Here is a 23,610-nt window from a genome sequence, read left to right on the forward strand (position 1 = left end):
ACTTTTTTTCAGGGCATTTCTTTGCTTTTGCCGCTTCTTTTATTATCAGTTTGTGTGTGAACGTTGCCTTGATTACTTCACCTAATCCATATGTTGTTTTGGAGTTCAGTGATACGCCTTATGGCTTTATTGCGGGTGCAAAAGTAGGCCCTTTTTTGCCTTTTCCAAACTTTTAAACACCTTTTTTTAATGTTTTTTTAACCTTAATCCGTAACTCGCTGAAATACCAGTAAATGCAGGTGAAAAAAAATCAGGCGGTATCTCCTGTAATTTTACTGAACTGCTCAATACAGTTCTTTGCATAGAGTTTGGTGATGGTTAAAACCCTTTTTTTAGCCTCGGGGTTGTCCTGCAAGTTTCTTTTATATATAAATGTTTCGGCAGCCTGCTCAAACTCTTTTTGCAACTCGTCTATAAAAGCATCAAGCTTCGCACCTCTTACAGATATATATGCACCGTCGTTAAAACGTTGCACGAATTTTTGATTTACCAATTCGCATGCTTCTTCAAGCTCCTTTTCTAATTTCTCGTAATCAAACATTGGTATTTGTTTTTACGCTGCTAAATTAGAAAAATTTTTAACTTATTTTTTGTAGTTTTTTTCTTTTGTTAAATGCCGGTAAATTGTGTGGCATATACTGCAACTGCACTTTCTATAAGTATATTGAGTGATGTGCATACATTTTTAAGGTCTAAAAGTGCTGCGTCCGGGGTTTTAAAATTGTGCCAAAGTGTGTTAGATGGCAGCAGATGCACTTTATTGTTAGACATTTCGCCCCACCTGTCCATATATCCTTTTTTTTCGAGCTGCTTCACTACATCCGCATGACGGCTATGAACTTTAAATACCAGAAGTATTGTACTTACCGATGATCCCATATTAAGTGATTACTATCTATTTAAAATTTGAATTAACAAAAATAGATATATCTCTCAATTTTAATGATAAAGGAACATTATTTTTAAGCAATAATTTGTTTTATAAATAATGGCTGTCTCAAAATGTGATTTTTTAAAAAAAAGGATAAAAACCTCATCAATATTTAATCTTTCGTTAGATTGAACACTATAGATTTAAAAGCATTTTGAGACAGTTATTTTATTTTAATGATTTAAAAACTGTAACCTATGCGAATACCTGCCCGCACGGCCCACTCGTCAGTATAACGGTTATCTACATCGCCACTGCCTTTTATCTCGATTTTCCACATGGCACCTATGGACGGGTCTATAGAGAAATCTCCTAAAAATATTTTATATCCAATTTCGGGTGAAAAGAAAGAAAAGTAACTGTAGTTGCCTTCAAAATCATCTTCATCAAATTTTATATTACCGTAGGTTAGGTAATTTGCCGAGTAGAATCCCTGCCTTGTATTAGACTTATTATAATAAGACCTGCTTCCGAATTCAAGAACAAAACCGGTTCCGTCTATATCAAAAACATCAGCATCATAATTCATGCTTCCGTACGACAGGTTTATTATTGTACTGGAGTCAGATTCCCCGGTTATAAAATCAGGAGCTTCATAAGTAAGCCCGAGTTGAGACGGGTCTGAATAATTTGCATGAACCGATATTGTGTGCGGTTTTAGTGCTGCATCATCATCATTTTCCTGCGAAAACAACAGGCCGCATGCAGACAGCGCGGCAAGGGTAAAAAGTTTTTTCATAAGATTTTGTGTTTGGTTATTGCTATTGAAAGATGGAAAAACAAATTTTATGCCTAAATTATAATTGCAGAAAACGGGTAGCTTGTTTTACTTCATCATAATACAAATCATCCGGGTTTATGAGTATGCTTTTGATAAGTTGTTTCCATGACTCGCTACCTAAAATAGCAGCACAGTTGATAAGTGAATTAGTTATGGTGCTGTCATTCCAGCCATTATTCCTGTCAGTATCTACTAACTGCTGCTCAAGGTAAAATTTAATGTAAGATACCGTAAGAAAATGCTTTATTGCTTTTGCGTGGGTTGTAGCATGCACCAAATAAGAAGTTATTGCCTCGGCTGCATGCGGATAAGTAGCTATACATTCTGAAGGGCTGCCAATCAGCATGGCCTGAAGGATATCTGTAGCCTCATTAAAGAATTTAATATCTATAACATCTTTACCAAGTTTGATATGCAATCCTCCGTATAATGCACAAGTGCAGGCAAGGTAGCCGTTATCTACTGTATTTTTGTATCCCTCAGCTATAAGCCAGTCTTTTATTTTGTCTCTTTTACAAACAACCGCAAGGCGGCTTACCAGTTTTATCTTTCCCCAGCCATGCAGCTTGCCGGCTATATGAAATAGATCATCTTCCGGATTAGCAGATAAGTTTAATAATGCAATTGTGCTGTAAACGGTAAGCTCTTCATAAACCGCCATAACCTTAAGCTTATCGCTAACAATACGGTTTTGGCATAAGCCCAAAACAGCTATGCCAAACTTTGCGCTGTTGATATGTGCTGTACAGAAAGCCATATCGTGCGCAAAAGAAAAAAGATAAGGCTCAATAGGTAATGCGTAGTTAGAAATTTCTTCAAGAAATACATCAATAACATTTAATACATCGGGTAAAGCAACAACATCCTGAAAAAATGCGGCTGCCGTTGCTTCATCTCCTGTATTGGCAATCTTTTTAAGTTGTTTTGCCAGCTCACGTATCTTTTCGGCAGGAACTACTGCTCCTTCCGGAAAATATACTGAAGTGACTGTACTGGTGTATATGTATAATTCAGGCAATTCAAAATCTACAGGCAGCTTTCCGCTAGTATCAAGCGCGTCTGCAATATACAGGTAGAGCGACTGCCGCGTTCGCCACCTGTATATGGTTTGCGGTTGTTCCCTTCGGAACATTTTGAAAAGCCTTTTTAGCATAGCTAAAGCCTGTTAAACTGAAAAGATGTATCAGAGACATTGAAAAAGATTATGCCGACCTGTATATTTTATCGTATAAAGCTTGGTATTTCTCTTTTATAGCTTTACGCTTCAGTTTAAGCGTTGGTGTCATTTCTCCTTCATCTACCGACCATGGTTTAGGTGTAAGCTCAAATTTTTTAACCTGCTCCCAGTGGCCGAACTTCTTGTTGATGCCCTCTACTTCCTCCCCTATCCTTTTAATCACATCAGGATTATTGATAAGATCTTCGTTTGTACTGCCATAATTAATGCCTTTACGCTCTGCCCAGTGCTTTACAAACTCAAAATCAGGCTGAATAAAGGCCGCAGGCATTTTCTCCCCGTCGCCAATTACCATTATCTGCTCTATAAAGCGCGACTGTTTCATGGCGTTTTCTATAAGCTGTGGCGCAATGTACTTACCACCGCTTGTTTTAAACATTTCTTTTTTCCTGTCGGTTATTTTAAGGAAACCATCTTTATCTATTTCCCCTATATCTCCGGTATGAAAATAACCGTCTATAATTACCTCATTTGTTTTTTCTTCATCTTTAAAATACCCCATCATTACATTAGGGCCTTTGCAAAGTATTTCGCCATCCTGGGCAATTTTAACCTCAACACCTTTAAGCGGCCTGCCCACAGTACCAATGCGGAAACCACCATTACGCTCGTCGTTAACCGCGATAACGGGAGAGGTTTCGGTAAGGCCGTAGCCTTCCATAACGGGTATGCCTGCTGCGGCAAATACCCTTGCAAGGCGTGGCTGTATGGCCGCGCTACCCGACACCATAAGACCAAGCCTGCCACCTAAGCCTGCCTTCCATTTGCTGAAGATAAGCTTTCGTGCCAACCACAATTTTGCGGCATATATCGGGCCGTTGGCGCCATAAGGCTCATACTTAAGCCCTACCTCAACAGCCCAAAAGAAAAGTGCTTTTTTAATTCCGGTAAGGTCAGAGCCTTTGGCAATAATCTTGTCATATACTTTTTCAAGAAGCCTCGGCACTGCCGTAATAACATCTGGTGTGGCTTCTTTAATATTATCGCTTACTTTTTCGATAGATTCGGCAAAATATATAGATACGCCATAGTACTGGTACAGGTACAATATCATACGCTCGTAAATATGGCACACCGGCAAAAAGCTCAGCGCCCTGAATTTACCCGCTTCAAAAGGAACCCTTTCAGCACTCATTAATACATCTGAAGTGATGTTCTTGTGCGAAAGCATTACACCCTTTGGCCTGCCTGTAGTACCCGAAGTATATATTACAGTAGCAAGGTCATTTTCGGTAATACTATTTTTTATGGCCTCAACTTCCTGCTGGTTGCTTTCGTCTTTGCCAAGCTCCAGTATTTCGCTCCAGTTTTTGCAGCCGTTTATGGTATTAAAGGAATATATCTCTTTCAACCCTGTAAGATTGTGGCGTATAGACATCAGTTTGGTGTACAGCTCTTCATCAGAAACAATGCAATATACCGCGCCGCAATGGTTAAGTATGTATTCGTAATCTTCTTCTGATATGGTAGGATAAACCGGAACGTTTTGCGCCCCTGTCTGTAATATCCCGATATCAACAATATTCCACTCAGTGCGGTTGTTAGAAGATATTACGGCTATTTTATCATCTTTATTAACGCCCATGCGCAACAGTCCGCGCGAAAAGGCATTTGCTTTATCGAGATACTCCTTTGTAGAAGTTTTAACCCATTCATTACCATACTTAGTAACCAGTGCCTCAGGCAGGTTATATTTTTCGAGCTGGTAGTACGGAAAATCAAAAAGGCGTGTGATGGTTGTCATATATTTACATGATTTACTTTATGCAAATTAGGAAAATATATTTTATAAAGCAATATATTACATTTTGAATAATATATTCAGAAATACATTATACATCTTTTATTTATAACATTCTCATAGTAAAGTTATAGCCGTAATAAAGCCAGATGTTTTGCTTGCAATACATCACAATTTTATATTTTTACGCAGACTAAAAAATAATGAAATATCTGATTATCCTCTGTCTTTCCCTTACAACAGTAATAAATGCTCAAAATACTAAAGGCGTGAGTAAAGAACAGCTGGCAGAAGCCGAAAAGTTATATTCTGAAATGTATGCTTCTCCGACTTTTAAAAAACTTGAAGTTGCCATGAAGACTTTAACTGAAAAAACTTATCCCGGTTTTTTTAATGAATATGGCAGATTGTATACCAAGCAAAAAGGCGAAGGAGATGTCACTTCGGCGATAATCAGTAAGCTAAAGAAAGAGCAGCCTGAAACAAAATTTTCTTCTAAGCAGGAAGCTTTTAACCTGATATTTAGTTTTGTGCAAATCTTCAGGCAGTTGTACAATGAAAATCAGGCTTTATTCACAATGTGGTATAATGCCACACCAAAACAAAGAATCAGTATTATGCAGGGCAGGCGTAGTGTTATGGTGCCGCGTTTGAGAAGTAATTAAAATAAATAAAATAAAGCCCCGCAATTGCAGGGCTTTATTTTATTAGAAGTTTAAGTCTGCAATTGTAGTTGCCTTTTGATCATAAATTTGCTGTAATGAACTGTCAAATTCGTTCAGAATATTACTATAATCTTTTACGATTTTATCAAGTTGCGCTTCAAGTTCTTTAACTTTATCATTAGCATTATTTTCCTTCAATGTTTTTATCGACGACTTCATCTTTGCTATAGCATCATCATACTGTTTACATATACCTTCTCTTTGTAATAGTAGTTCATTTATCATATCTTCAAATAGCTTGTCAATTTCAGAAGATAACTCTTTCTGCAGATTAAACCTAAACTTAGTTTCTTCTGCAGATATTTCAGATGTCATTTGATTTGATAATTTACGGGCTTTCTCTTCCTGTTCTTCAATTTGTGCATCAAGCTTCTTGAGGTAAAATTGTGGTAAATCAATCTTTATCTCAACTGGCTCCATTCTTATTTCAGGCAAATCAAGTTTTATTTCCACAAGTTTACTTGTAATTTTAGGTATATCGGTTTTTATCTCAACCGTATGCATATAAACTTCAGGAACCTTAGTTTTCATGACACAACCGCCAAACGGATTCTTAATAACACATTTTAACACCATTCGGGTTCTCGGTACATCAAACTTTATACTTTCAGTTTCCATTCGTATTTCTGGAAGATCAAATTTTATTGATTCCGTTTTCATTGAAAACTGTGGAACATCAAATTTTATTGATGTAGTTTTCCATTTAATATCGAAAGTAAAGTTTAAAATGGCTTCAACTTGGGAAGGATCAGGATTACCATCCTCAATCTCGTCCATTTCTCTTGCACTACTTTGCTTAATTTCCTCAATTTTCTGCTGAAATTGAGCTTTTAAGGTTTCAACAATCTCTTCAATTTTAATACGTGGAGTTTCCATGATTGGCATGTTTTTAGGTTAGGATATAAAGGTATTCTTTACTAAAAACACAATCAATACCCATTAAAGGTGATTTAAATAAAAAGGGGCTGTCTCAAAAGTGTCATTCAGAACGAAGCGATAGCGAGTGAAGAATCTTAAATGGTTGATTTCGTTAAGATTCCTCCTATCGTCGGAATGACAAAATGCTGGTAAAAGCACTTTTGAGACAGCCCCTTTCATTTTCAAATTTCCAAATTGGCAAATTACCTGTTCTCAATCCACTTACGGGCATTAACAAAGGCTTCGTGCCACGGTGAAACTTCATCATTGCGGCCTTCCGGGTAGTACGCCCAGTTCCACTGGAACATAGAGCGCTCTATGTGCGGCATCATTACCAGGTGGCGACCATCGTTACTGCACATCATGGCAATATCAAAGTGGCTTCCGTTAGGGTTGGCCGGGTAGCCGTTATAGGCATATTTAGCAACAATACTGTATTTGTCTTCCTCATACGGCAGGTCAAACCTGCCCTCGCCGTGGCTTATCCACACGCCAAGGGTGCTACCTGCAAGCGTATTTAGCATAACCGAATTATTTTCCTGCACCTTAACCGATGTAAAACCACTCTCGTGCTTGCGGCTGTCGTTATGCAGCATGCGGGGCTTCTGCTCATGGTCGGGGTTTATAAGTCCAAGCTCTATAAACAACTGGCAGCCGTTACAGATACCAACCGAAAGGGTATCCTCGCGCTTAAAGAAATTATCAAGGGCAGCCTTTGCTTTTTCGTTATACAAAAACGCACCCGCCCAGCCCTTAGCCGAACCAAGCACATCACTATTAGAGAAACCACCCACCGCACCGATGAACTGTATATCCTCCAGTGTTTCGCGCCCGCTGATAAGATCGGTCATGTGTACGTCTTTCACATCAAACCCTGCAAGGTACATGGCGTTTGCCATTTCGCGCTCTGAGTTACTTCCCTTTTCACGGATGATTGCTGCCTTTGGCCTTGGAGCCTCACCCCCGGCCCCTCTCCCAGAGAGAGGGGAGAGAATTTTACCTGTAAAATGTTCCGGGAATTTGTAAACCAGCGGCTGTGTTTTATAATTCACATAACGCTCTTTTGCTTTTTGCTCACCACTTTGCTTCTGGTCTAATAAGTATGATGTTTCAAACCATGTATCGCGTGTTTCTGCAATATCAAAAGTCAGTATATCATCCCCATTCTTAACGGTTACCGTATCTCCCTCTTTAGGCGCACCTATTTTTGTAAAGTTAATACCATTAGCTGTAAACACTGTTTCTACAGCGGCATCAGCCTGAACCACAACAGCAATATTTTCAGCAAACAAAGCCTTTACGGTATCTGCCTCATTAAGTGCAGTAAGGTCATATTCGGCGCCCAGGTTTACTTCTGCAAAGCTCATTTCCAAAAGCGTAGTAATAAGTCCGCCGCTTCCAATATCATGCCCTGCTACAATTTTACCTTCTTTAATTAATTTTTGCAGGGTATTGAAAGCTGTTTTAAACTTAGCTGCATCGGTAATGGTCGGCACTTCGTTACCTACTTTATTCAGTACCTGTGCAAAGCTTGAGCCGCCCAGCTTAAAGCTGTCGTTACTAAGATTGATATAGTAAATGTTACCGCCGTTTCTCTTTAGTACAGGCTCTACTACTTTGGTAATATCATTACAATTACCCGCTGCCGATATAATAACAGTACCTGGTGCAATAACATCGCCATCAGGGTACTTCTGCTTCATACTGAGCGAGTCTTTACCTGTTGGGATGTTTATACCCAATTCTATGGCAAAATCACTGCAACCCTGTACCGCTTCATAAAGCCTTGCATCTTCGCCTTCATTTTTACATGCCCACATCCAGTTGGCAGAAAGCGATACACTTTTTAAACCGTCTTTAAGCGGAGCAAATACTATATTGCTTAATGCTTCACCTATAGAATTACGGCTGCCCGCCACAGGATCTACCAGTGCCGATACCGGCGAGTGCCCTATTGATGTGGCAACACCTTCCTTACCATTAAAATCGAGCGCCATAACGCCCACATTATTTAGTGGCAATTGCAGCGGCCCGGCACATTGTTGTTTGGCAACGCGGCCACCAACACAGCGGTCTACTTTATTAGTAAGCCAGTCTTTACAGGCAACAGCTTCAAGCTGCAATACCTGGTTAAGGTATTCGTGAATTTTATTTTTATCGTATTGCGGAGCGTCATAATTTGCCGTTACGGTTTTATCGGTCATTATGGTTTTTGGTGACGAGCCAAACATATCCTCAAGGGCAAAATCCATTGGCTTGGCACCTGTGGTTGCACTTTTAAACGTAAACCTGTGGTCGCCCGTTACATCGCCTACGGTGTACATTGGCGAACGCTCGCGGTCGGCAATGCGTTGCAGTATATCAATATCTTTTGCACCGATAACAAGCCCCATACGTTCCTGGCTCTCGTTACCGATTATCTCTTTTGCCGAAAGCGTTGGGTCGCCAACCGGCAGTTTGTCAAGGTCAATTAAACCGCCTGTTTCCTCTACCAGTTCGCTAAGGCAATTAAGGTGACCGCCTGCGCCGTGGTCATGTATAGAAACTATTGGGTTGTTATCGCTCTCTACCAGCCCGCGTACTGCATTTGCGGCGCGCTTCTGCATTTCGGGGTTAGAACGTTGTATTGCGTTAAGCTCTATGCCTGTACTAAATTCACCCGTATCGGCAGATGAAACCGCAGCGCCACCCATACCGATGCGGTAATTCTCTCCGCCAAGTATCACTACTTTATCGCCTTCTTTGGGTTTTTGTTTTTTACTCTGGTCTTCTTTGCCATAGCCTATACCGCCTGCCAGCATAATCACTTTATCAAAGCCCAGTTTACGGGCATCTTCTTTATGCTCGAAGGTAAGCACCGAACCGGCAATCAGCGGCTGCCCGAATTTATTACCAAAGTCAGATGCGCCGTTAGAGGCTTTTATAAGGATATCCATCGGTGTCTGGTAAAGCCACTTGCGCTCTTCCATGCCTTTCTCCCACGGGCGGTTCTCTTCAAGGCGCGAGTATGATGTCATGTAAACCGCTGTTCCTGCTAATGGCAGTGAGCCCTGCCCACCGGCAAGCCTGTCGCGTATTTCGCCGCCACTGCCTGTTGCCGCACCGTTAAACGGCTCTACGGTTGTGGGGAAGTTATGGGTTTCCGCCTTTATAGATATTACCGAATCAAACGGTCTGGTTTCGTAAAAGTCGGGCTTGTCTGCGCTTTTAGGGGCAAACTGCTCTACGCGCGGGCCTTTAATAAAAGCAACGTTATCTTTATAGGCCGAAACAATATCATTAGGATTTTCCTGGCTTGTTTTTTTAATCAGCTTGAATAATGAAGATGGTTTTTCTTCGCCATCAATAACAAATGTGCCGTTAAATATTTTGTGGCGGCAATGCTCTGAATTGACCTGGCTAAAGCCGAAAACCTCGCTGTCTGTTAAGTTCCTGCCCAGCTTTTCAGAAAGGTTGCGCAGGTAGTCAACCTCTTCTGCACTCAGGGCAAGCCCCTCTTTTTCATTATAAGCCGCTATATCGGTAACCTCAAGTATGGCTTCGGGCTGAATGTTGATGGTAAATATATCCTGGTTAAGCTCTTTATACTTCTGCGAAAGCATAGGGTCGAAACCTGTAAAGCTTTCCTCTGTTTTATGGAATTCCTCTATACGCACAATACCGCTTATGCCCATATTCTGAGTAATTTCTACAGCGTTGGTACTCCAGGGGGTTATCATGGCGGCACGCGGGCCAACAAAAAAATCCGTCAGGACGGATTTTTCTATTTTATGTGCGTTGCCAAAAAGCCAGTTTAATTTTTGTACATCTTCTGCCGAAAGCTCGTTTTGCGACTGCACCGCAAAAACAGTATTGGTCTGGTTTCCGAAGAAATGGATCATCAGTTATGTAGTTATGTTGTTGAAAGCGCAAAAATAACTATTAATTTGATGATTTGGAAATGATTTTCTATATACAATGGTGCATTAATTATTCTCTTAGTATATATAAATATGAAAACGTACCAGTGCCTCCACAACTATCTTCAGTTTTATTTTTCACCCTTATACAAAGAGAAATAGGATAGTCAGGAAGATAATCATAAATATTTTCTGAATAGTGGAAAACAAAATTGGTGTTATTGTGTGTCAGCTCAGTATTTGCAATTGGAACATTATCTGTAAGATTAAATAGTTCTAATGTAGTCGAACTTCCTTCGTCATAACATACTATTGATGGAACAAATAATATTGACTTTACATTCTGGAAGTCCATTTTATTGAAATCATGTAGTTGCCAACTGTTATGCTCTGTATATTGCCATTCGGTACCACAAACTGCAAAGTCCGGCGACCCTAAATTAATACGAACTAAGTTATCCAGTTCAACTGTACCTGCACCACCACTTCCATTACATAAGTAATCTGTAGTCTGTATTTCTTCACCATCGAGAACATTATTTCTGTTACTATCTAAACCTGTATTAACTTTTATACCTCCGTTCAAGCAATTTGAGCCCGCCACTTCAATTTCTGTTGACATAAGAGAGTTCATACCAGCTGCACCATCTTCACCATCGCAGGCAAAAAATAAAACTGATGTTAATAATAAAATTTTACTTTTAATGTAATAGCCATGATTTGTTTTCATAGTAATTTTTTAATTTATTAGATTTAATTAGATATAAATATTTAACAATTACGCTAAATCACAAATTAATACTTTGCCAACAGCATATCCTAATTATCATTATATTAAATTTTCCTTCATCGCCAGCAGTTTGCTGCAAAAGGTTTTATAATGCCAGCCTGTGTGCTTCGGTAAGAGGCTCTCGGCTGTAACAGCTACATCAGGCTTACTCAACACTTCCAATGATACTAATAAAAATCCGGCACTATGGCCGGATTTTAGTATTTATTTTAAGCTCTTCTCTTCATTACAATCTCCATGCTCTTCACTTCTTTACCATCTTTGGTATCAAACATTTCGAGCTTGCGGGTATTTTTATCTACAATAGTATAGACCTCACGCACTTTGCATGGTTTGCCGGTCATTGGGTCGGTCATTTCACCGTTAAATGTTATTGTCTTACCGTCTTTAGACAGGTTGCCGTACATTACCATCATACCGGTACCCATGTTATCTACCCATGTAGAAATGAATTTTTTTGCTGCATTATCATAAGCTACCGTGCTTAAGCCCTCAAACGGCATACCCATCATACTGCCCGAATAACGGCCTTCCTGATAACGCCCGCCCATTACCATTTTTATGTCCGCTACAGATTTGTAGGTTTCCGGGGGAGCACCAGGTACCATCCAGAATTTCATCTCACAATCCCAGTTACCTGTTTCTTCCGCCAATAGCTGGTGTTGCTGTCCAGGAGTCATGTAAGCCATCCAGGCCTTCTCTTCCTCTGTTTGCGCATTTGCGTTAAAGCTAAGCATGCCAACGGCAAGCAAAGCTAAGGTGTACATTTTTTTCATATTTAATTGTTTAGCGTTTGTTGCGTTAAAAATATGAAAAAAAGGTTCCCGTTTTATAAGAATTTACTATTCGGCAGCATAATATTCATAAGCACCAATATCAGGAATTCCTGTTGAGGGGTTTGGCCTTACAGCAGTTGTTATATCAGTAATAATACCAATGTTTACAGCCGCATCAATAGCATCGGAATCTTCGCCCAGTGTTAGCACATTATCAAACGGCGCTGTAAAATCAGGCGTAATACTAAAGCCGTTTGCTATAATGCACCCATCGTTATAAGCCGCAAGTTCAGGTACATTACCATCAAACGGATACAGGCTGTTGTTGCGCAAACGGTTGGCGCTGTCAACAATTTTAATGAGGCAGTTGTTAAACCTTGTGCTGAAAGGCTCTTCTGCCCTGCGCTCTGACGAAAGCCCTAAGTTGCCCGAACCATACATAATGCAGTTATCGAACTGCGCATCCATTGCCGCTATATAAACCGCATCCGGCCTTTCTTCATAATCGTTAAGCGCAACAGGCACCTGGTTAAAATTATTAAAATAGTTTGCAAAGGTGCAGTGCTTAAAGCTATAGGTACCGCCCAGTGTGCAGGCAAGCGAGGCTACCCCGGCGTTATTAGCCGCAAGGTTAGTTCCGCTGATATTGGCATTAACTGCCCATATACAAAAGTTGCGGTTATTGTAAATCTGCGAGTTGGTAATGGTGAGCTTCGGTATTGTGGTATCATCGCCCTGCGGGGCTTTGGCATAAATGCCGACAGTAGCGTTTTTTAGTGTAAGGTTGCTTACAGTATTCTCTTCGCCTGACATCAGTAAAATACCGAACCATTGCCCTGCTATATCTGCAAAATCAGGCTCAAGCCTGTCGCCTTCAAAAATCACTTCGTTTTCCAGTACTTCAGGGTCAGCCGACGGGGCACCGTTTATAACAAGCCTCGCACCCGGGCGTACCATAAGCCCCGATTCGTCATGAAAATGTATTCGTGCCCCCGGGTCTACCGTAAGCGTTTCGCCATCAGGCACTGTCGCTATCCCATAAATAACATAAGGCTTGGTGTTGTTCCAGCGGTATTCATCGCCATTATTAGGGTCATTACGGTCAAGGTTAAAGCCTCTCAAAAAAACCGGGTCGCCCGGATTATCATCGCTGTCGTACCGCACTGCCTCATACTGCCCCTGCTCGTTACGTTGCGGAAACAGGAAATAAGCATCCTGAACAAGTGTTACCAGTTCTACCTTCTGGTAATTGGAGCCGTTATCAAACTCTATCCTGTCAGTATATAAAAATGTAGTATTGTCGTTAGCGTACTCGCTGTAATCTATTGTAGTTTCAATAAATATATACATACTGTCCTTTGCCAGCAGCTCTACATTGTTGAATACCTTGCCCGGCATGCCGTCTACCATAAGGCGGTATTTAGAGTCTTCGCCCTGCCCGAGGCGTATGCTCGGTATGCTTATATCTTTATTACTGCGATTGTACACTTTTAGCGTGTAAGTACTGGAGCCTATGTTGGTAAATACGGTGTCAAGGTAAACCGTATCGCGCGAAAATGAAAGGTCGCCCGTGCTGGGTTCAAATTCAAAATCGTTACGGCATGAAGCTGTAAGCAGCGCTAAAGCAGCAATAACAAAGAGTACACAATATCGCATAGCAATTAATTATTTTTGGTAAAAGTAGCTATTTCCTGTAAATAACAGTATATCATTTTGATTGTAACGCCTGTTTGGGTGTTTTAGTCTTAACACCTGCATAAACCTGCACGCCTTACTGATTTTTTGTATTTTTACGCTTCTTAAAATAACTGGATACCCTTATGGCATTTGATAAAGAAAAAGCGCTTGAAATGTGCAACCGCTATAGCAATAATACCCTGATGCAAACTCTTGAAATTGTTTATACCGATGCAGGCGAAGGCTTTCTTGAAGCTAAGATGCCTGTTAACCCTCGGGTGCACCAGCCAATGGGACTTTTGCATGGCGGAGCAACTGTAGCACTGGCAGAAAGCGTGGGCAGTGCGGCATCTTTACTGTTCGTAAACCCGGAGTTACAGGAGGTGCGCGGTATAGAAATATCGGCAAACCATTTGCGCAGCAAGCGCGATGGTATAGTTACGGGTACAGCCCGTATTGTGCACCAGGGGCGCAGCCTGCACCTGTGGGAGGTAAAAATTACCGACGAAGAAGGAAGGCTTATCTCCTTATGCAAAATAACCAACATGGTGCTGCCGCGCAAAAAGAGTTAACTCCCCTATTTTACAATGACTGAATTAACAGATAAAATTAAAGATCATCTTGAAAACCAACTGCCTTTTGCTGTGTATTGCAAACCGGGAGCAAGTGTTGTTACAGGTTTGTTTGGCAGTAAAAACAGCATAGAAACCACAACTGATTTGAGTGGCAAAGGCTTTGTTTTTGCACCATTCTCCAGAGATGAAGCTGTTTTTTTACCCGCAGCGGAATGTGAGGTACTAACTCAACATATAGATTTGCCTTTAGCAGAAATTCCATCTGCACCCGAATTTACTATTGATGCAACTGCAAAAGCGGCTTTTGAAGAGTTAGTGGCAAAATGTGTTACTGCTATTAAAAGCAATACTTTCACCAAACTGGTAGCCTCACGCACAGAAACGGTTGAGACCGATACAGATGTTGCTACAATTTTCAGGAGACTGCTATCGGCTTACCCAAATGCTTTTAGATATTGCTTTTATTCTGAAGCAACAGGGCTTTGGATGGGCGCAACGCCTGAACAATTACTGCAGGCAAATAATGATAAAATACATACTGTTGCACTTGCGGGTACACAGGTATATAACGCCGAAAAAGAAGCCGTATGGCAGGAAAAAGAGCAGGAAGAGCAACAAATTGTTACCGATTATATCACACAAGCATTACAGGAAAGCTGTACAAATATTACTGCCACCAGCCCATATACATTTCATGCAGGCAACATTGTCCATATAAAAACAGATATAACAGCACAATTAAAAAATGATATTGCGCTAAGCGATGTAATTAAAAAACTGCACCCTACTCCAGCCGTGTGTGGGATGCCCAAAGATGAAGCGGCTGTTTTCCTGAAAGAAAACGAAGGCTATAACAGGGAATTTTACTCCGGTTTTCTGGGGGAACTTAATACGGATTTTGCGAGCGGACAACAGGATAAATCGGATTTGTTTGTAAACCTGCGCTGCATGAAAATTAAGGATAGCACTACTCAATTGTTTATTGGCTGCGGTATTACAAAAGACAGTAACCCTGAAAAAGAATTTCTTGAAACCGTAAATAAAAGCATTACCATGCGCAGGGTTTTATAACACCTCCTGCTCATGTTTTTGTACCTTTACATCTTTAAACAGATAACATGAAACTAGATATACTTGTTTTTGGCTCGCACCCTGATGATGCAGAATTAAGCTGCGGCGCCACGATAGCCAAAGAAATTTCGCTCGGCAAAAAAGTCGGGATTATAGATTTAACCCGTGGCGAGCTGGGCACACGCGGCACTGCAGAAATTCGTGATGAAGAGGCTGCCGAAGCCGGCAGGATACTTGGTGTGGAAGTAAGGGAGAACCTGAGGTTTCGCGACGGTTTTTTCACCAATGATGAAAAGCACCAGCTTGAAGTTATAAAAATGATTCGCAGGTACAGGCCTGATATTGTGGTATGCAACGCTGTTGACGACAGGCATATAGACCACGGCAAGGGCAGCAAACTGGTTTCTGATGCCTGTTTCCTTTCTGGGTTAAGAAAGATTGAGACATCTTTTGAAGACGAGCCTCAAGAAGCTTGGAGGCCAAAGCTGGTGTACCACTACATACAATGGAAAAACCTTATCCCTGATTTTGTTGTGGATGTTACAAGCTTTATGGATAAAAAAGTAGCGTCTTTAATGGCATATAAGTCGCAATTTTATGACCCCGACAGCAAAGAACCTGTAACGCCAATAGCCACCAAAAACTTTAAAGAAAGCATACTTTACCGTGCACAGGATTTAGGAAGGCTTATAAATACCGAATATGGCGAAGGCTTTACCGTAGAAAGGTATGTGGCAGTGAACACTTTAAGCGATTTGATATAAAAAAGTTGGCTTTTTGCTTGCAGAAAAGCAAATTCGGGCTTATATTTGCACTCGCAAAATAAATGGTGATTGTAGCTCAGTTGGTTAGAGCGTCGGATTGTGGTTCCGAAGGTCGTGGGTTCGAGACCCATCATTCACCCTTAAAAGCCGGAACTGATGTTCCGGCTTTTTTTATTTATACTTCCTTAAAATCTTACTTTCCTCATTCTGCAAAGCATATACCCAAGTTTTAACTTTGATTAACTTTAGGTAATGTTAAACTACTGTCCGGTCTGTCTGGGTGTGCGTAATTTTGATATATATCAAAAATGAAGCGAACCCAAAAACCGAATTGATATGAAAAAGTTAAACTACATTACGATAGCATTAATACTGATGCTCACTACCATTACAGCAAATGCACAGCACAAACTCCCCGTAAATGCGGACAAGCTTATTGCCTATAAAGGCGAAATCAAATTAGATTCTGTTAAGCAGGATCTTATGGCAGAAAAAGCAGCAGAATGGCTGAGGGCGCATTATTTTTCGGGAGAAGTAGTACAGGATGAAACCGATAAAGCCCTTGTTGTAAGAGGCTTTTTCAGGATGCCTGAATTTAATGACGAAGGCACAATGTACCATGAATGCAGGATTAAGCTGGATGAAGGTAAATATACATACATGTTCCATAATTTCATTTATACAGAACCGGGCGGAGTATCTTTCCCTGCCGAATCATATCCCGCGGGATGGAAGGGCGATGAGCGGTTTTATGAGTTAATGAACAATGGCGTAACACTTATGATAGAGGACCTCCAGAAATATATGGCATCCGGTGTAGCCTCCAGATAAATCATCTCATTTGTGTTTGCAGTGTTAGTTTAAAATTGGTATAATTGCCTACCAATAAACCAAACACTAATGAACAAACTTATAACTTTATGCAAGGCTTTAGTTATGGTGCTGCTTTTACAGAGCTGCAACGGAACCGAAACCTTTACCGATAATGAAATTGACCCGAAGCTGCAGGAACTGATAAGCCGTAAAAACGACAGCCTGCTTGCCGCAATGAGCAACAGCGACCTGCAATCTTTTAAAGCTTTAGGCTCACCTGATTTTGTAAAGTTCCTCCGCAGCCGCATAGAAAGTTCAGTATGGGCATTCCGTAAAGGTGTACTGAATACCGAATACAAGATTTACAAACAATACTATAACAAGCACAGCAATACAAACAGTTATGCTAAGCTTGAATCTGAAGATGGTGATTATACTTTCACTTTTAAAAACAACACCAAAGAAACCTATGTAGCCTTACTGAAGACTTCTTACATGGGCATAGGAGATTATTTGGTGACGGTAATATATGAACTGCATGACAACCAATGGAAAGTAGATCATGTTAATGTGGGCGTTCTTGGGCAATTCGGTAAAAATGCCAGCGAATATTTCGAGCTTGCCAAACAAAAAGAAAAAGAGGGTTATCTTATAGATGCCTTGTTCTACTCTGATATTGCCATGAGTTGCCTTGAGCCTGCCGGAAAGATGATGGTATATGAGAATATAGATAAAATGCAGTATTACCAAAAAGAATGGCAGAACAGGGTTAGCAGCCAGTATAAATTTCCGCAGGTTGTAAGTGGGGTGAGAAGTAATCCGCAGATAGTAGATTTAAAACCTGTAGTAAACACAGAAGGCATGTTCCCTATGTTCAGCTATGTAACTCCTGTTCCCCTTGCGGACAAAAAAATACTTACTATGGAGTTTGAAGATATAAAGCGTGAAGTAAGAAATTTATATCCCGCACTGGATTTCAATGCCAAATACATTTACTACAGAGCGTATAATAGCCCATCGCCCGGTGCCGACTATCACGAATTTAAAGAAACTCAAAACTAAGGATTGATTTCAATTTCAGCGCCCGGCACCACTGCTTTATACAGTTCATCTATTTCAGTGTTGGTAACTGCTATACAGCCTGCTGTCCAGTTTTTCCACCTGTGAAATTTAGATATATAACCCCTGCCGTTACGCAGCCCGTGAATCTTTATATCGCCGCCGGGAGGTTTTCCCAGCATCGCTGCATTTTTCTTGTCGGCCTCGTTAGGATATGATATGCCTAAGTTTTTATGATAGGCGCTATTCGGGTTACGGTCGTTTATCGTATAAACACCTTCAGGTGTACGGCAGTCGCCTTCGTACTGCTTATGCCCTATGGAATTTTTGCCAAGTGAAATAGTATATACCTTTAGTAACGCATTGCCATCATACGCATACATTTTTCGTTTGCTTTTATATACAACCAGCTTATTTATAGTGCTTCCTTCAGGCAGCCTTTTCTCAGGGAGGAAGTAATAAACTACTGTCAGAGCAAAGAGCAATAGTAAAAGCCAAAGCATTTTGCGTATCATTAATTAATTTACTTTTAGTGAAAGTACAAAAAAACAACTTCACATTATAAAAGTTAATTGCGTAAAAACCGCACTCTTCATACCTACCTGACCCATACATTTGCATCCTTAAATTACGTTGAGATGAAGAATGCTGTAAACTGGTTATTGGCGATATATTTTATCGGTTCTTTTATTACTTATAAGTGGGGCACGCCCAAACTGCATGATAATTACATGCTTGGTGCTATAATAGTATTTTTGTTACTTGTAGTAGCAAAACTATATCTGTTGTTAACCCGTGCTAAAAAAGAGGATTATAGAGAACAACTCTTTAAATACATATTTTCATTAGTTATCCTGGTGGCGTGCCTGGCTCTATTCGTCATATAAAAAAGGGCTGTCTCAAAAGTGTCATTCTGAACGAAGCGTAGCGAAGTGAAGAATCTTAAATAATTGATGTTTCAAGATTCCTCCTATCGTCGGAATGACAAAATGCTGGCAAAAGACTTTTGATACAACCCCAATATTATAAATAACTACTTTTTTACCACCTAATAATAGCACTGCCCCAGGTAAACCCGCTGCCAAAAGCTGCAAGCACTACGGTATCACCTTCTTTTATCCTGCCCTGCTCCCATGCCTCGGTAAGCGCAATAGGCACAGATGCAGCCGTGGTATTACCATACTTCATGATATTATTATATACCTGATCATCCGTAAGCCCAAACTTTTGCTGAATAAACTGTGAAATACGCAGGTTAGCCTGATGCGGTATAAGCATATCGATATCGCTCACTTGTAGGTTATTTGCTTTTAATCCTTCCATAATTACCTCACTAAAGCGCACAACGGCATTTTTAAATACAAACTGGCCGTTCATGTACGGATAATAGCTTTCATCGTCAGGGTTATTATCGGCAATTATATCAGTAACCCAACGCTTACCCATGCCCGGCGCTATAAGCGAAAGTTCTTCGGCATGTTGCCCTTCGCTATGCAGGTGGGTAGAAAGTATGCCTTTAGTATTATCTTCTTCCCTGCTTAAAACAGCGGCTCCTGCACCGTCACCAAATATAACCGATACAGCACGACCGCGTGTGGTCATGTCAAGCCCGGTTGAGTGAAGTTCAGAACCTATTATCAGGATGTTTTTATACATCCCGGTTTTAATAAACTGGTCGGCTACTGATAGCGCATATATAAAACCCGAACACTGGTTGCGCACATCAAGCGCCCCAACAGTACGTTTCATGCCCAAATCACGCTGTACCAGTACACCCGGCCCCGGAAAGTAATAATCAGGGCTCAGTGTTGCAAATACTATAAAATCGATATCCTCAATACCCAGCCCTGAACGTTCTATGGCTACCTTTGCGGCTTTTACCCCCATAGTTGTGGTAGTATCGCCATCGCCTTTAACTACGTGCCTTCTTTCTTTTATCCCGGTACGCTCCTGTATCCACTCATCATTGGTATCCATCATCTTAGACAGGTCGTTATTCGTAACAACATTTTCGGGAACGTAATAACCAAGCCCGGATATTTTCGAATTATACATCTATTCTTATTTTAAATAATTGAACTGCAAAATTAGCAATTATGTAATTTAGATACTGTTATCTACTACCATTTTAGCAAAAATAAAAAAACACTATTTACTAAATTCACTTATTTTTACAGAAAAAAAAAATGACAAAAGCATTATATAGCTTATTCTTTACTTTAGCATTTAGCCTGGTTTAAAAGCACAGGAAACGGTTTCAGATTCTACGAGTACATTAATAGAAGTAAAAGATTCAACTTCAGTAAATAAAAGACTTTTAAAGTCCGGAGTTAATTCTATGCCCGAACCCCCGGGAGGTATGAAAGAATTTTATGCATACGTAGCCCGAAAAATGAAAAACCATCGCCCTGCACAAAGAGGAAAAATGAAGATATCATTTACTGTTGAGAAAGATGGCAGTATAACCGGAATTAAAATTATTGAAGGCCTTGATGAGAAAACCAATAAAAAAATTATAAAAATTATAGCATCAAGCGGCAAATGGACTCCGGGCTTTCAGTTTGGAAAACCCGTAAGGGCCACGTTCATTTACCCTATCACAATCAATTAACCAAAAGCATTCCTGTCAACCGCAAGGCTTACTTCTTTATCTACAGGTAATGCTGTGTAATGTTCAAAGAATATAACCTGCCTGCCCAGAGCCGATTTTATAAGGTACCTGCTGCCTTTAAAGTAGCTTTGCTTAACAACAACTTTAAGCGGTCCGCCTTCTGTAATTTTTAGCTGGTGCGGGTATATCAGTACGGTTTCATCACTTTTGTTTGTGAGCGTTAACAGTTCCAGCTTAATTTCGTTTACCTCTCCAAACAAAGAGGCGGTATATTTATCTTTAGGATTGTAGTAAATATCTTTGGGCGCTGCTTTATCGATCAACCTGCCGTTTTTAAGCACGATGGTTTCATCTGCAAAAGAAAGTGCATCGGTGCTGTCATGCGTGGCTACAATGCATATAATCCCTTTTTGCTTCAGGTAAGCAAAAAGATTACGGCGCAGTGCATTCTTCCTGAAGTTATCAATATGACTGAAAGGCTCATCCAGCAAAAGCACTTCCGGCTCCAGCGCCAGCACCCTTGCCAAAGCAATGCGCTGTTGCTGTCCGCCGCTAAGGTATTGTGCCTTAACATCGGCAAAACCATCCATTTCCACTATCTGTAACAATTCCTTGATGCGTTGTTGTTTCTCTTCAGGATAAAAATTCGAAAGAAACTTGCCCACATTCTCAGCCGCGGTTATATAAGGCATAAGGTCGAAATCCTGCGCCAGGTATTTCATATAAGGCATACCGGGTATCAGGTTATTCGCCGGCCCGAGCACAGGCTCATTTTTATATGTTATAGTGCCGCTATCAAGGTCATAAAGTCCGTAAACCAGTTTCAGCAATGTGCTTTTACCACATCCGCTTTCACCTATAACAGCGATATTCTGGCCTTTTTTAGCAGTAAAAGATATATTATGGAGTATGGTGTTCTCGGTATAGCCGAAAGATATGTTTTGTACAGCAAGCATAACAATTTTATTACGCTGCAAAAATATTCAATTTACAGGCTTTAAAGCCTAATACTCTATTAAAAAAGTAAGGTGCGGCTTAATGGCCGCACCTACCGTCAACCTAACCAATAAATAAAACACACATCATAAAATGTTTTCATTAATACTGAAACCATTTTGAAGTTATTTACGTAAAAATGAGACAGATGGTTTTAAATTATGTAGGAAAACAAAATTACAAACTGTTAATTTTTTAAAATTTTTTATTGATTAAATACCACATAATAATATCTTTACACAAATTTAAATACGCTGTTTATGGTAAGAAAGATTACTTTATTTTTGCTATTTATTTCTTTTTCAGTTTCTGCGCAACGAAAATTTGACCAATATTCGATTGAAGCAGGATTTGGGTTAGGAATGTCCGGAAGTCCCGGTATTACACAATTTGGGCACTTTGATGTCGGTTTCCGCTATATGGTTGATGAAAGCTGGGGGATTAAGTTTGACTACGGCCAGGACAAATTCAGGACAGGAAGCAACCCTGAACTGGGTACAGACTATTCAAGGTATTCGGTACAGGCTGTTCATAACCTGGGCAGGACACTGGCAATACCTTATGCTACCAACAACTATTTTAACATGCTGGCACATGGCGGGCTAGGTTATTCTTCATTAAAGTCTATAAACAGTAGCGGTACAGATAATATTGGTAATGTTATTGTTGGTGTAACACCTCAGCTATATCTTAGTGAAGATTTTGCACTTATGTTAGACCTTTCTTTCATAATGAACTTTTCTCAGCACTATGATTTTGACGGAACATACCCGAAAGGAAAACCAAGCAATAATGCATTTATGGGTACTATTTTTAATGCTTCTTTCGGATTAACATATTATTTCGGGAGAAACAAGAATGCACCTGATTGGGACTAAAACCAAATTAAGATTAAAACAAAACGGCAGCCAATGGCTGCCGTTTTGTTTTATCTGATATTGAATAATTATTGTTTTGCTTCTTTTTGTGCATCCTGTATCATTTGCTCGTTTGCAGTAATGGCAAACTCTACTCGCCTGTTCTGGCTCCTGCCCTCAGCTGTTTCATTTGTGGCAACAGGATCTGCGATACCTTTACCAATAGTACTGAACCTTGAAGCACTAATACCTTTACTGCTCAGGTAATCTTTTACAGATTGTGCCCTTTGCTCACTAAGCCTTAAGTTATAATCTTCCGGGCCTGTGCTGTCAGTATAGCCGAATATCATAATGTTAGTGTCCGGATATTCTTTAAATACATTTACAAGCTTATCAAGGTTTGCCTTTGCTGTAGGCGTTAGTGACGATTTGTTAGTATCAAACCTTACAGAGTTTTCGCCAAGTGTAAGTTTGATACCCTCGCCTACCCTTTCAACTTCTGCACCCGGTAAAGCCTCATCTATCTTTTGGGCCTGCTTGTCCATCCTGTTACCGATAACACCACCTACAGTACCACCTACTACACCGCCGATAATGGCACCTAGTGCAGTATTACCGCCTTTACCTACGTTATTACCTATAACGCCACCAATTACAGCGCCTGAGGCAGCACCTATACCTACGCCCCTTTGTGTATTGTTAGTATTTTTAACTGCTTCGCACGAACTGATACCGATGCTCACTATAAAAGCCAGTGCCAGTAAATAAATTTTTGTTGTTTTCATACCTGTCAATTATTATTATTTTCTGTTTTACTGATTTACATTTTCTGGAACTGGTAAACAACCTCTACATTGTTACCGCCCACATTTACATTATCCACAAGCTGGAAAGAGCTCTCACTCTGGTTCCTGAGCTTAAGATAATAACCCTGTGCCACACGCTTTGCTTTTTCACCTTCGGTAATTTTAAGTGTGAAATCGCCTTCTTTGGTTACTGTCCACACAATCGGGCTGCTGAAAGAAGGGCATCCGGCCTTAGCAATGTTCATAGTACCGGTATTGTTGTTGGAAACAAAGTTCCACGAACTGCCTTCAAGGCATTTAGAGTCGGCAATGTCAAAAGAGTTTACCTTTATGTACTCCGAGCCCGGATAACTAACCTGGGTAATTGTCCAGTTGCCTTTAATGCCCACCTGAGATTTGTGGTCTATAGAACCGCACGATGCCAATACGGCTACAAATAAAGAAAGGATAAGAAATTTTTTCATAGGTTATTCAAGGTTTAATGTTTATAACTGCATGCAAAATCAGGAATAAAGTTACTAAGATAATAACCTAATATACAACAGTGCACATTATTTTTTAACAGGAAATATTTTAATATTGG

The 23,610-nt window shown here is 40.3% G+C and carries 23 protein-coding genes and 1 tRNA gene; 9 read left to right on the forward strand and 15 right to left on the reverse strand.

Features of this window, described 5'->3' with window-relative positions; all coding sequences use genetic code 11:
• Nucleotides 1-250 precede the first annotated feature (250 nt).
• The 5 genes from KJK34_RS07320 to KJK34_RS07340 form a co-directional block, all read right to left on the reverse strand.
• Complete coding sequence (locus KJK34_RS07320) at nt 251-541, reverse strand: hypothetical protein (protein ID WP_223053217.1); 291 nt, start codon at nt 539-541, stop codon at nt 251-253.
• Between the two features lie 68 nt (nt 542-609).
• A complete protein-coding gene (locus KJK34_RS07325; protein WP_223053218.1) occupies nt 610-879 on the reverse strand; it encodes a hypothetical protein in 270 nt (89 codons plus the stop codon).
• Between the two features lie 233 nt (nt 880-1,112).
• Nucleotides 1,113-1,670 carry a hypothetical protein gene (locus KJK34_RS07330; protein WP_223053219.1) on the reverse strand — a complete coding sequence of 186 codons (558 nt, stop codon included), beginning with the start codon at nt 1,668-1,670 and terminating at the stop codon, nt 1,113-1,115.
• Nucleotides 1,671-1,728: 58 nt separating this feature from the next.
• Nucleotides 1,729-2,844: a hypothetical protein gene (locus KJK34_RS07335; protein ID WP_223053220.1), complete on the reverse strand. Its 1,116-nt coding sequence runs from the start codon at nt 2,842-2,844 to the stop codon at nt 1,729-1,731.
• Between the two features lie 70 nt (nt 2,845-2,914).
• Nucleotides 2,915-4,693, reverse strand: a complete 1,779-nt coding sequence (locus KJK34_RS07340) for an AMP-dependent synthetase/ligase (protein ID WP_223053221.1) — start codon at nt 4,691-4,693, stop codon at nt 2,915-2,917.
• A gap of 266 nt (nt 4,694-4,959) precedes the next feature.
• Here KJK34_RS07340 and KJK34_RS07345 point away from each other — a divergent pair, with 266 nt between their 5' ends.
• A complete protein-coding gene (locus KJK34_RS07345) occupies nt 4,960-5,355 on the forward strand; it encodes a hypothetical protein (RefSeq protein WP_223053222.1) in 396 nt (131 codons plus the stop codon).
• Between the two features lie 42 nt (nt 5,356-5,397).
• Here the strand turns inward: KJK34_RS07345 and KJK34_RS07350 are convergent, their stop codons facing one another.
• The 5 genes from KJK34_RS07350 to KJK34_RS07370 form a co-directional block, all read right to left on the reverse strand.
• Nucleotides 5,398-6,291, reverse strand: a complete 894-nt coding sequence (locus KJK34_RS07350) for a hypothetical protein (RefSeq protein WP_223053223.1) — start codon at nt 6,289-6,291, stop codon at nt 5,398-5,400.
• A gap of 245 nt (nt 6,292-6,536) precedes the next feature.
• Complete coding sequence (gene purL / locus KJK34_RS07355) at nt 6,537-10,214, reverse strand: phosphoribosylformylglycinamidine synthase (protein ID WP_223053224.1); 3,678 nt, start codon at nt 10,212-10,214, stop codon at nt 6,537-6,539.
• An 88-nt stretch (nt 10,215-10,302) separates the two neighbouring features.
• Nucleotides 10,303-10,962: a DUF7151 family protein gene (locus KJK34_RS07360; protein ID WP_223053225.1), complete on the reverse strand. Its 660-nt coding sequence runs from the start codon at nt 10,960-10,962 to the stop codon at nt 10,303-10,305.
• A gap of 269 nt (nt 10,963-11,231) precedes the next feature.
• Complete coding sequence (locus KJK34_RS07365; RefSeq protein ID WP_223053226.1) at nt 11,232-11,798, reverse strand: DUF1579 domain-containing protein; 567 nt, start codon at nt 11,796-11,798, stop codon at nt 11,232-11,234.
• Between the two features lie 66 nt (nt 11,799-11,864).
• On the reverse strand, nt 11,865-13,454 hold the full coding sequence (locus KJK34_RS07370) for a choice-of-anchor Q domain-containing protein (RefSeq protein WP_223053227.1): 1,590 nt from the start codon (nt 13,452-13,454) through the stop codon (nt 11,865-11,867).
• Between the two features lie 164 nt (nt 13,455-13,618).
• On the opposite strand from KJK34_RS07370, the gene KJK34_RS07375 reads away from it, so the two are divergent.
• From KJK34_RS07375 to KJK34_RS07400, 6 genes are all read left to right on the forward strand, one after another.
• On the forward strand, nt 13,619-14,047 hold the full coding sequence (locus KJK34_RS07375) for a hotdog fold thioesterase (RefSeq protein ID WP_223053228.1): 429 nt from the start codon (nt 13,619-13,621) through the stop codon (nt 14,045-14,047).
• A gap of 15 nt (nt 14,048-14,062) precedes the next feature.
• Nucleotides 14,063-15,121: an isochorismate synthase gene (locus tag KJK34_RS07380; protein WP_223053229.1), complete on the forward strand. Its 1,059-nt coding sequence runs from the start codon at nt 14,063-14,065 to the stop codon at nt 15,119-15,121.
• Nucleotides 15,122-15,168: 47 nt separating this feature from the next.
• The gene (gene bshB1 / locus KJK34_RS07385) at nt 15,169-15,885 is read left to right on the forward strand and encodes a bacillithiol biosynthesis deacetylase BshB1 (protein ID WP_223053230.1); all 717 of its coding nucleotides are present in this window, start codon (nt 15,169-15,171) and stop codon (nt 15,883-15,885) included.
• Nucleotides 15,886-15,949: 64 nt separating this feature from the next.
• Nucleotides 15,950-16,025 (forward strand) — tRNA-His (locus KJK34_RS07390).
• Nucleotides 16,026-16,221: 196 nt separating this feature from the next.
• Nucleotides 16,222-16,716: a DUF4468 domain-containing protein gene (locus tag KJK34_RS07395; protein ID WP_223053231.1), complete on the forward strand. Its 495-nt coding sequence runs from the start codon at nt 16,222-16,224 to the stop codon at nt 16,714-16,716.
• A gap of 69 nt (nt 16,717-16,785) precedes the next feature.
• A complete protein-coding gene (locus KJK34_RS07400) occupies nt 16,786-17,760 on the forward strand; it encodes a hypothetical protein (RefSeq protein WP_223053232.1) in 975 nt (324 codons plus the stop codon).
• Here the strand turns inward: KJK34_RS07400 and KJK34_RS07405 are convergent.
• Both KJK34_RS07405 and KJK34_RS07410 read right to left on the reverse strand, forming a co-directional pair.
• Nucleotides 17,757-18,272, reverse strand: coding sequence for a L,D-transpeptidase family protein (locus tag KJK34_RS07405; RefSeq protein ID WP_236937610.1), 516 nt, complete (start codon nt 18,270-18,272; stop codon nt 17,757-17,759). The two genes, KJK34_RS07400 and KJK34_RS07405, sit on opposite strands and share 4 nt — an antisense overlap.
• Before the next feature lie 526 nt (nt 18,273-18,798).
• On the reverse strand, nt 18,799-19,812 hold the full coding sequence (locus KJK34_RS07410; RefSeq protein WP_223053233.1) for a 3-oxoacyl-ACP synthase III family protein: 1,014 nt from the start codon (nt 19,810-19,812) through the stop codon (nt 18,799-18,801).
• A 304-nt stretch (nt 19,813-20,116) separates the two neighbouring features.
• On the opposite strand from KJK34_RS07410, the gene KJK34_RS07415 reads away from it, so the two are divergent.
• Nucleotides 20,117-20,368, forward strand: coding sequence for an energy transducer TonB (locus KJK34_RS07415; protein WP_223053234.1), 252 nt, complete (start codon nt 20,117-20,119; stop codon nt 20,366-20,368).
• Here the strand turns inward: KJK34_RS07415 and KJK34_RS07420 are convergent.
• Nucleotides 20,365-21,324, reverse strand: coding sequence for an ABC transporter ATP-binding protein (locus tag KJK34_RS07420; RefSeq protein ID WP_223053584.1), 960 nt, complete (start codon nt 21,322-21,324; stop codon nt 20,365-20,367). The two genes, KJK34_RS07415 and KJK34_RS07420, sit on opposite strands and share 4 nt — an antisense overlap.
• A gap of 300 nt (nt 21,325-21,624) precedes the next feature.
• Between KJK34_RS07420 and KJK34_RS07425 the strand changes: the two genes are divergently transcribed.
• Nucleotides 21,625-22,242 carry a hypothetical protein gene (locus KJK34_RS07425; RefSeq protein WP_223053235.1) on the forward strand — a complete coding sequence of 206 codons (618 nt, stop codon included), beginning with the start codon at nt 21,625-21,627 and terminating at the stop codon, nt 22,240-22,242.
• 68 nt (nt 22,243-22,310) lie between these two features.
• Here the strand turns inward: KJK34_RS07425 and KJK34_RS07430 are convergent, their stop codons facing one another.
• The gene (locus tag KJK34_RS07430; protein WP_223053236.1) at nt 22,311-23,006 is read right to left on the reverse strand and encodes a YiaD family glycine zipper/OmpA-like lipoprotein; all 696 of its coding nucleotides are present in this window, start codon (nt 23,004-23,006) and stop codon (nt 22,311-22,313) included.
• 35 nt (nt 23,007-23,041) lie between these two features.
• Nucleotides 23,042-23,491 (reverse strand): lipocalin family protein, encoded by a 450-nt coding sequence (locus KJK34_RS07435; RefSeq protein WP_223053237.1) that lies wholly within the window; start codon nt 23,489-23,491, stop codon nt 23,042-23,044.
• Nucleotides 23,492-23,610 lie beyond the last annotated feature (119 nt).

The organism is Flavobacterium coralii, from assembly GCF_019891545.1.
GTDB classification, from domain to species: domain Bacteria; phylum Bacteroidota; class Bacteroidia; order Flavobacteriales; family Flavobacteriaceae; genus Flavobacterium; species Flavobacterium coralii.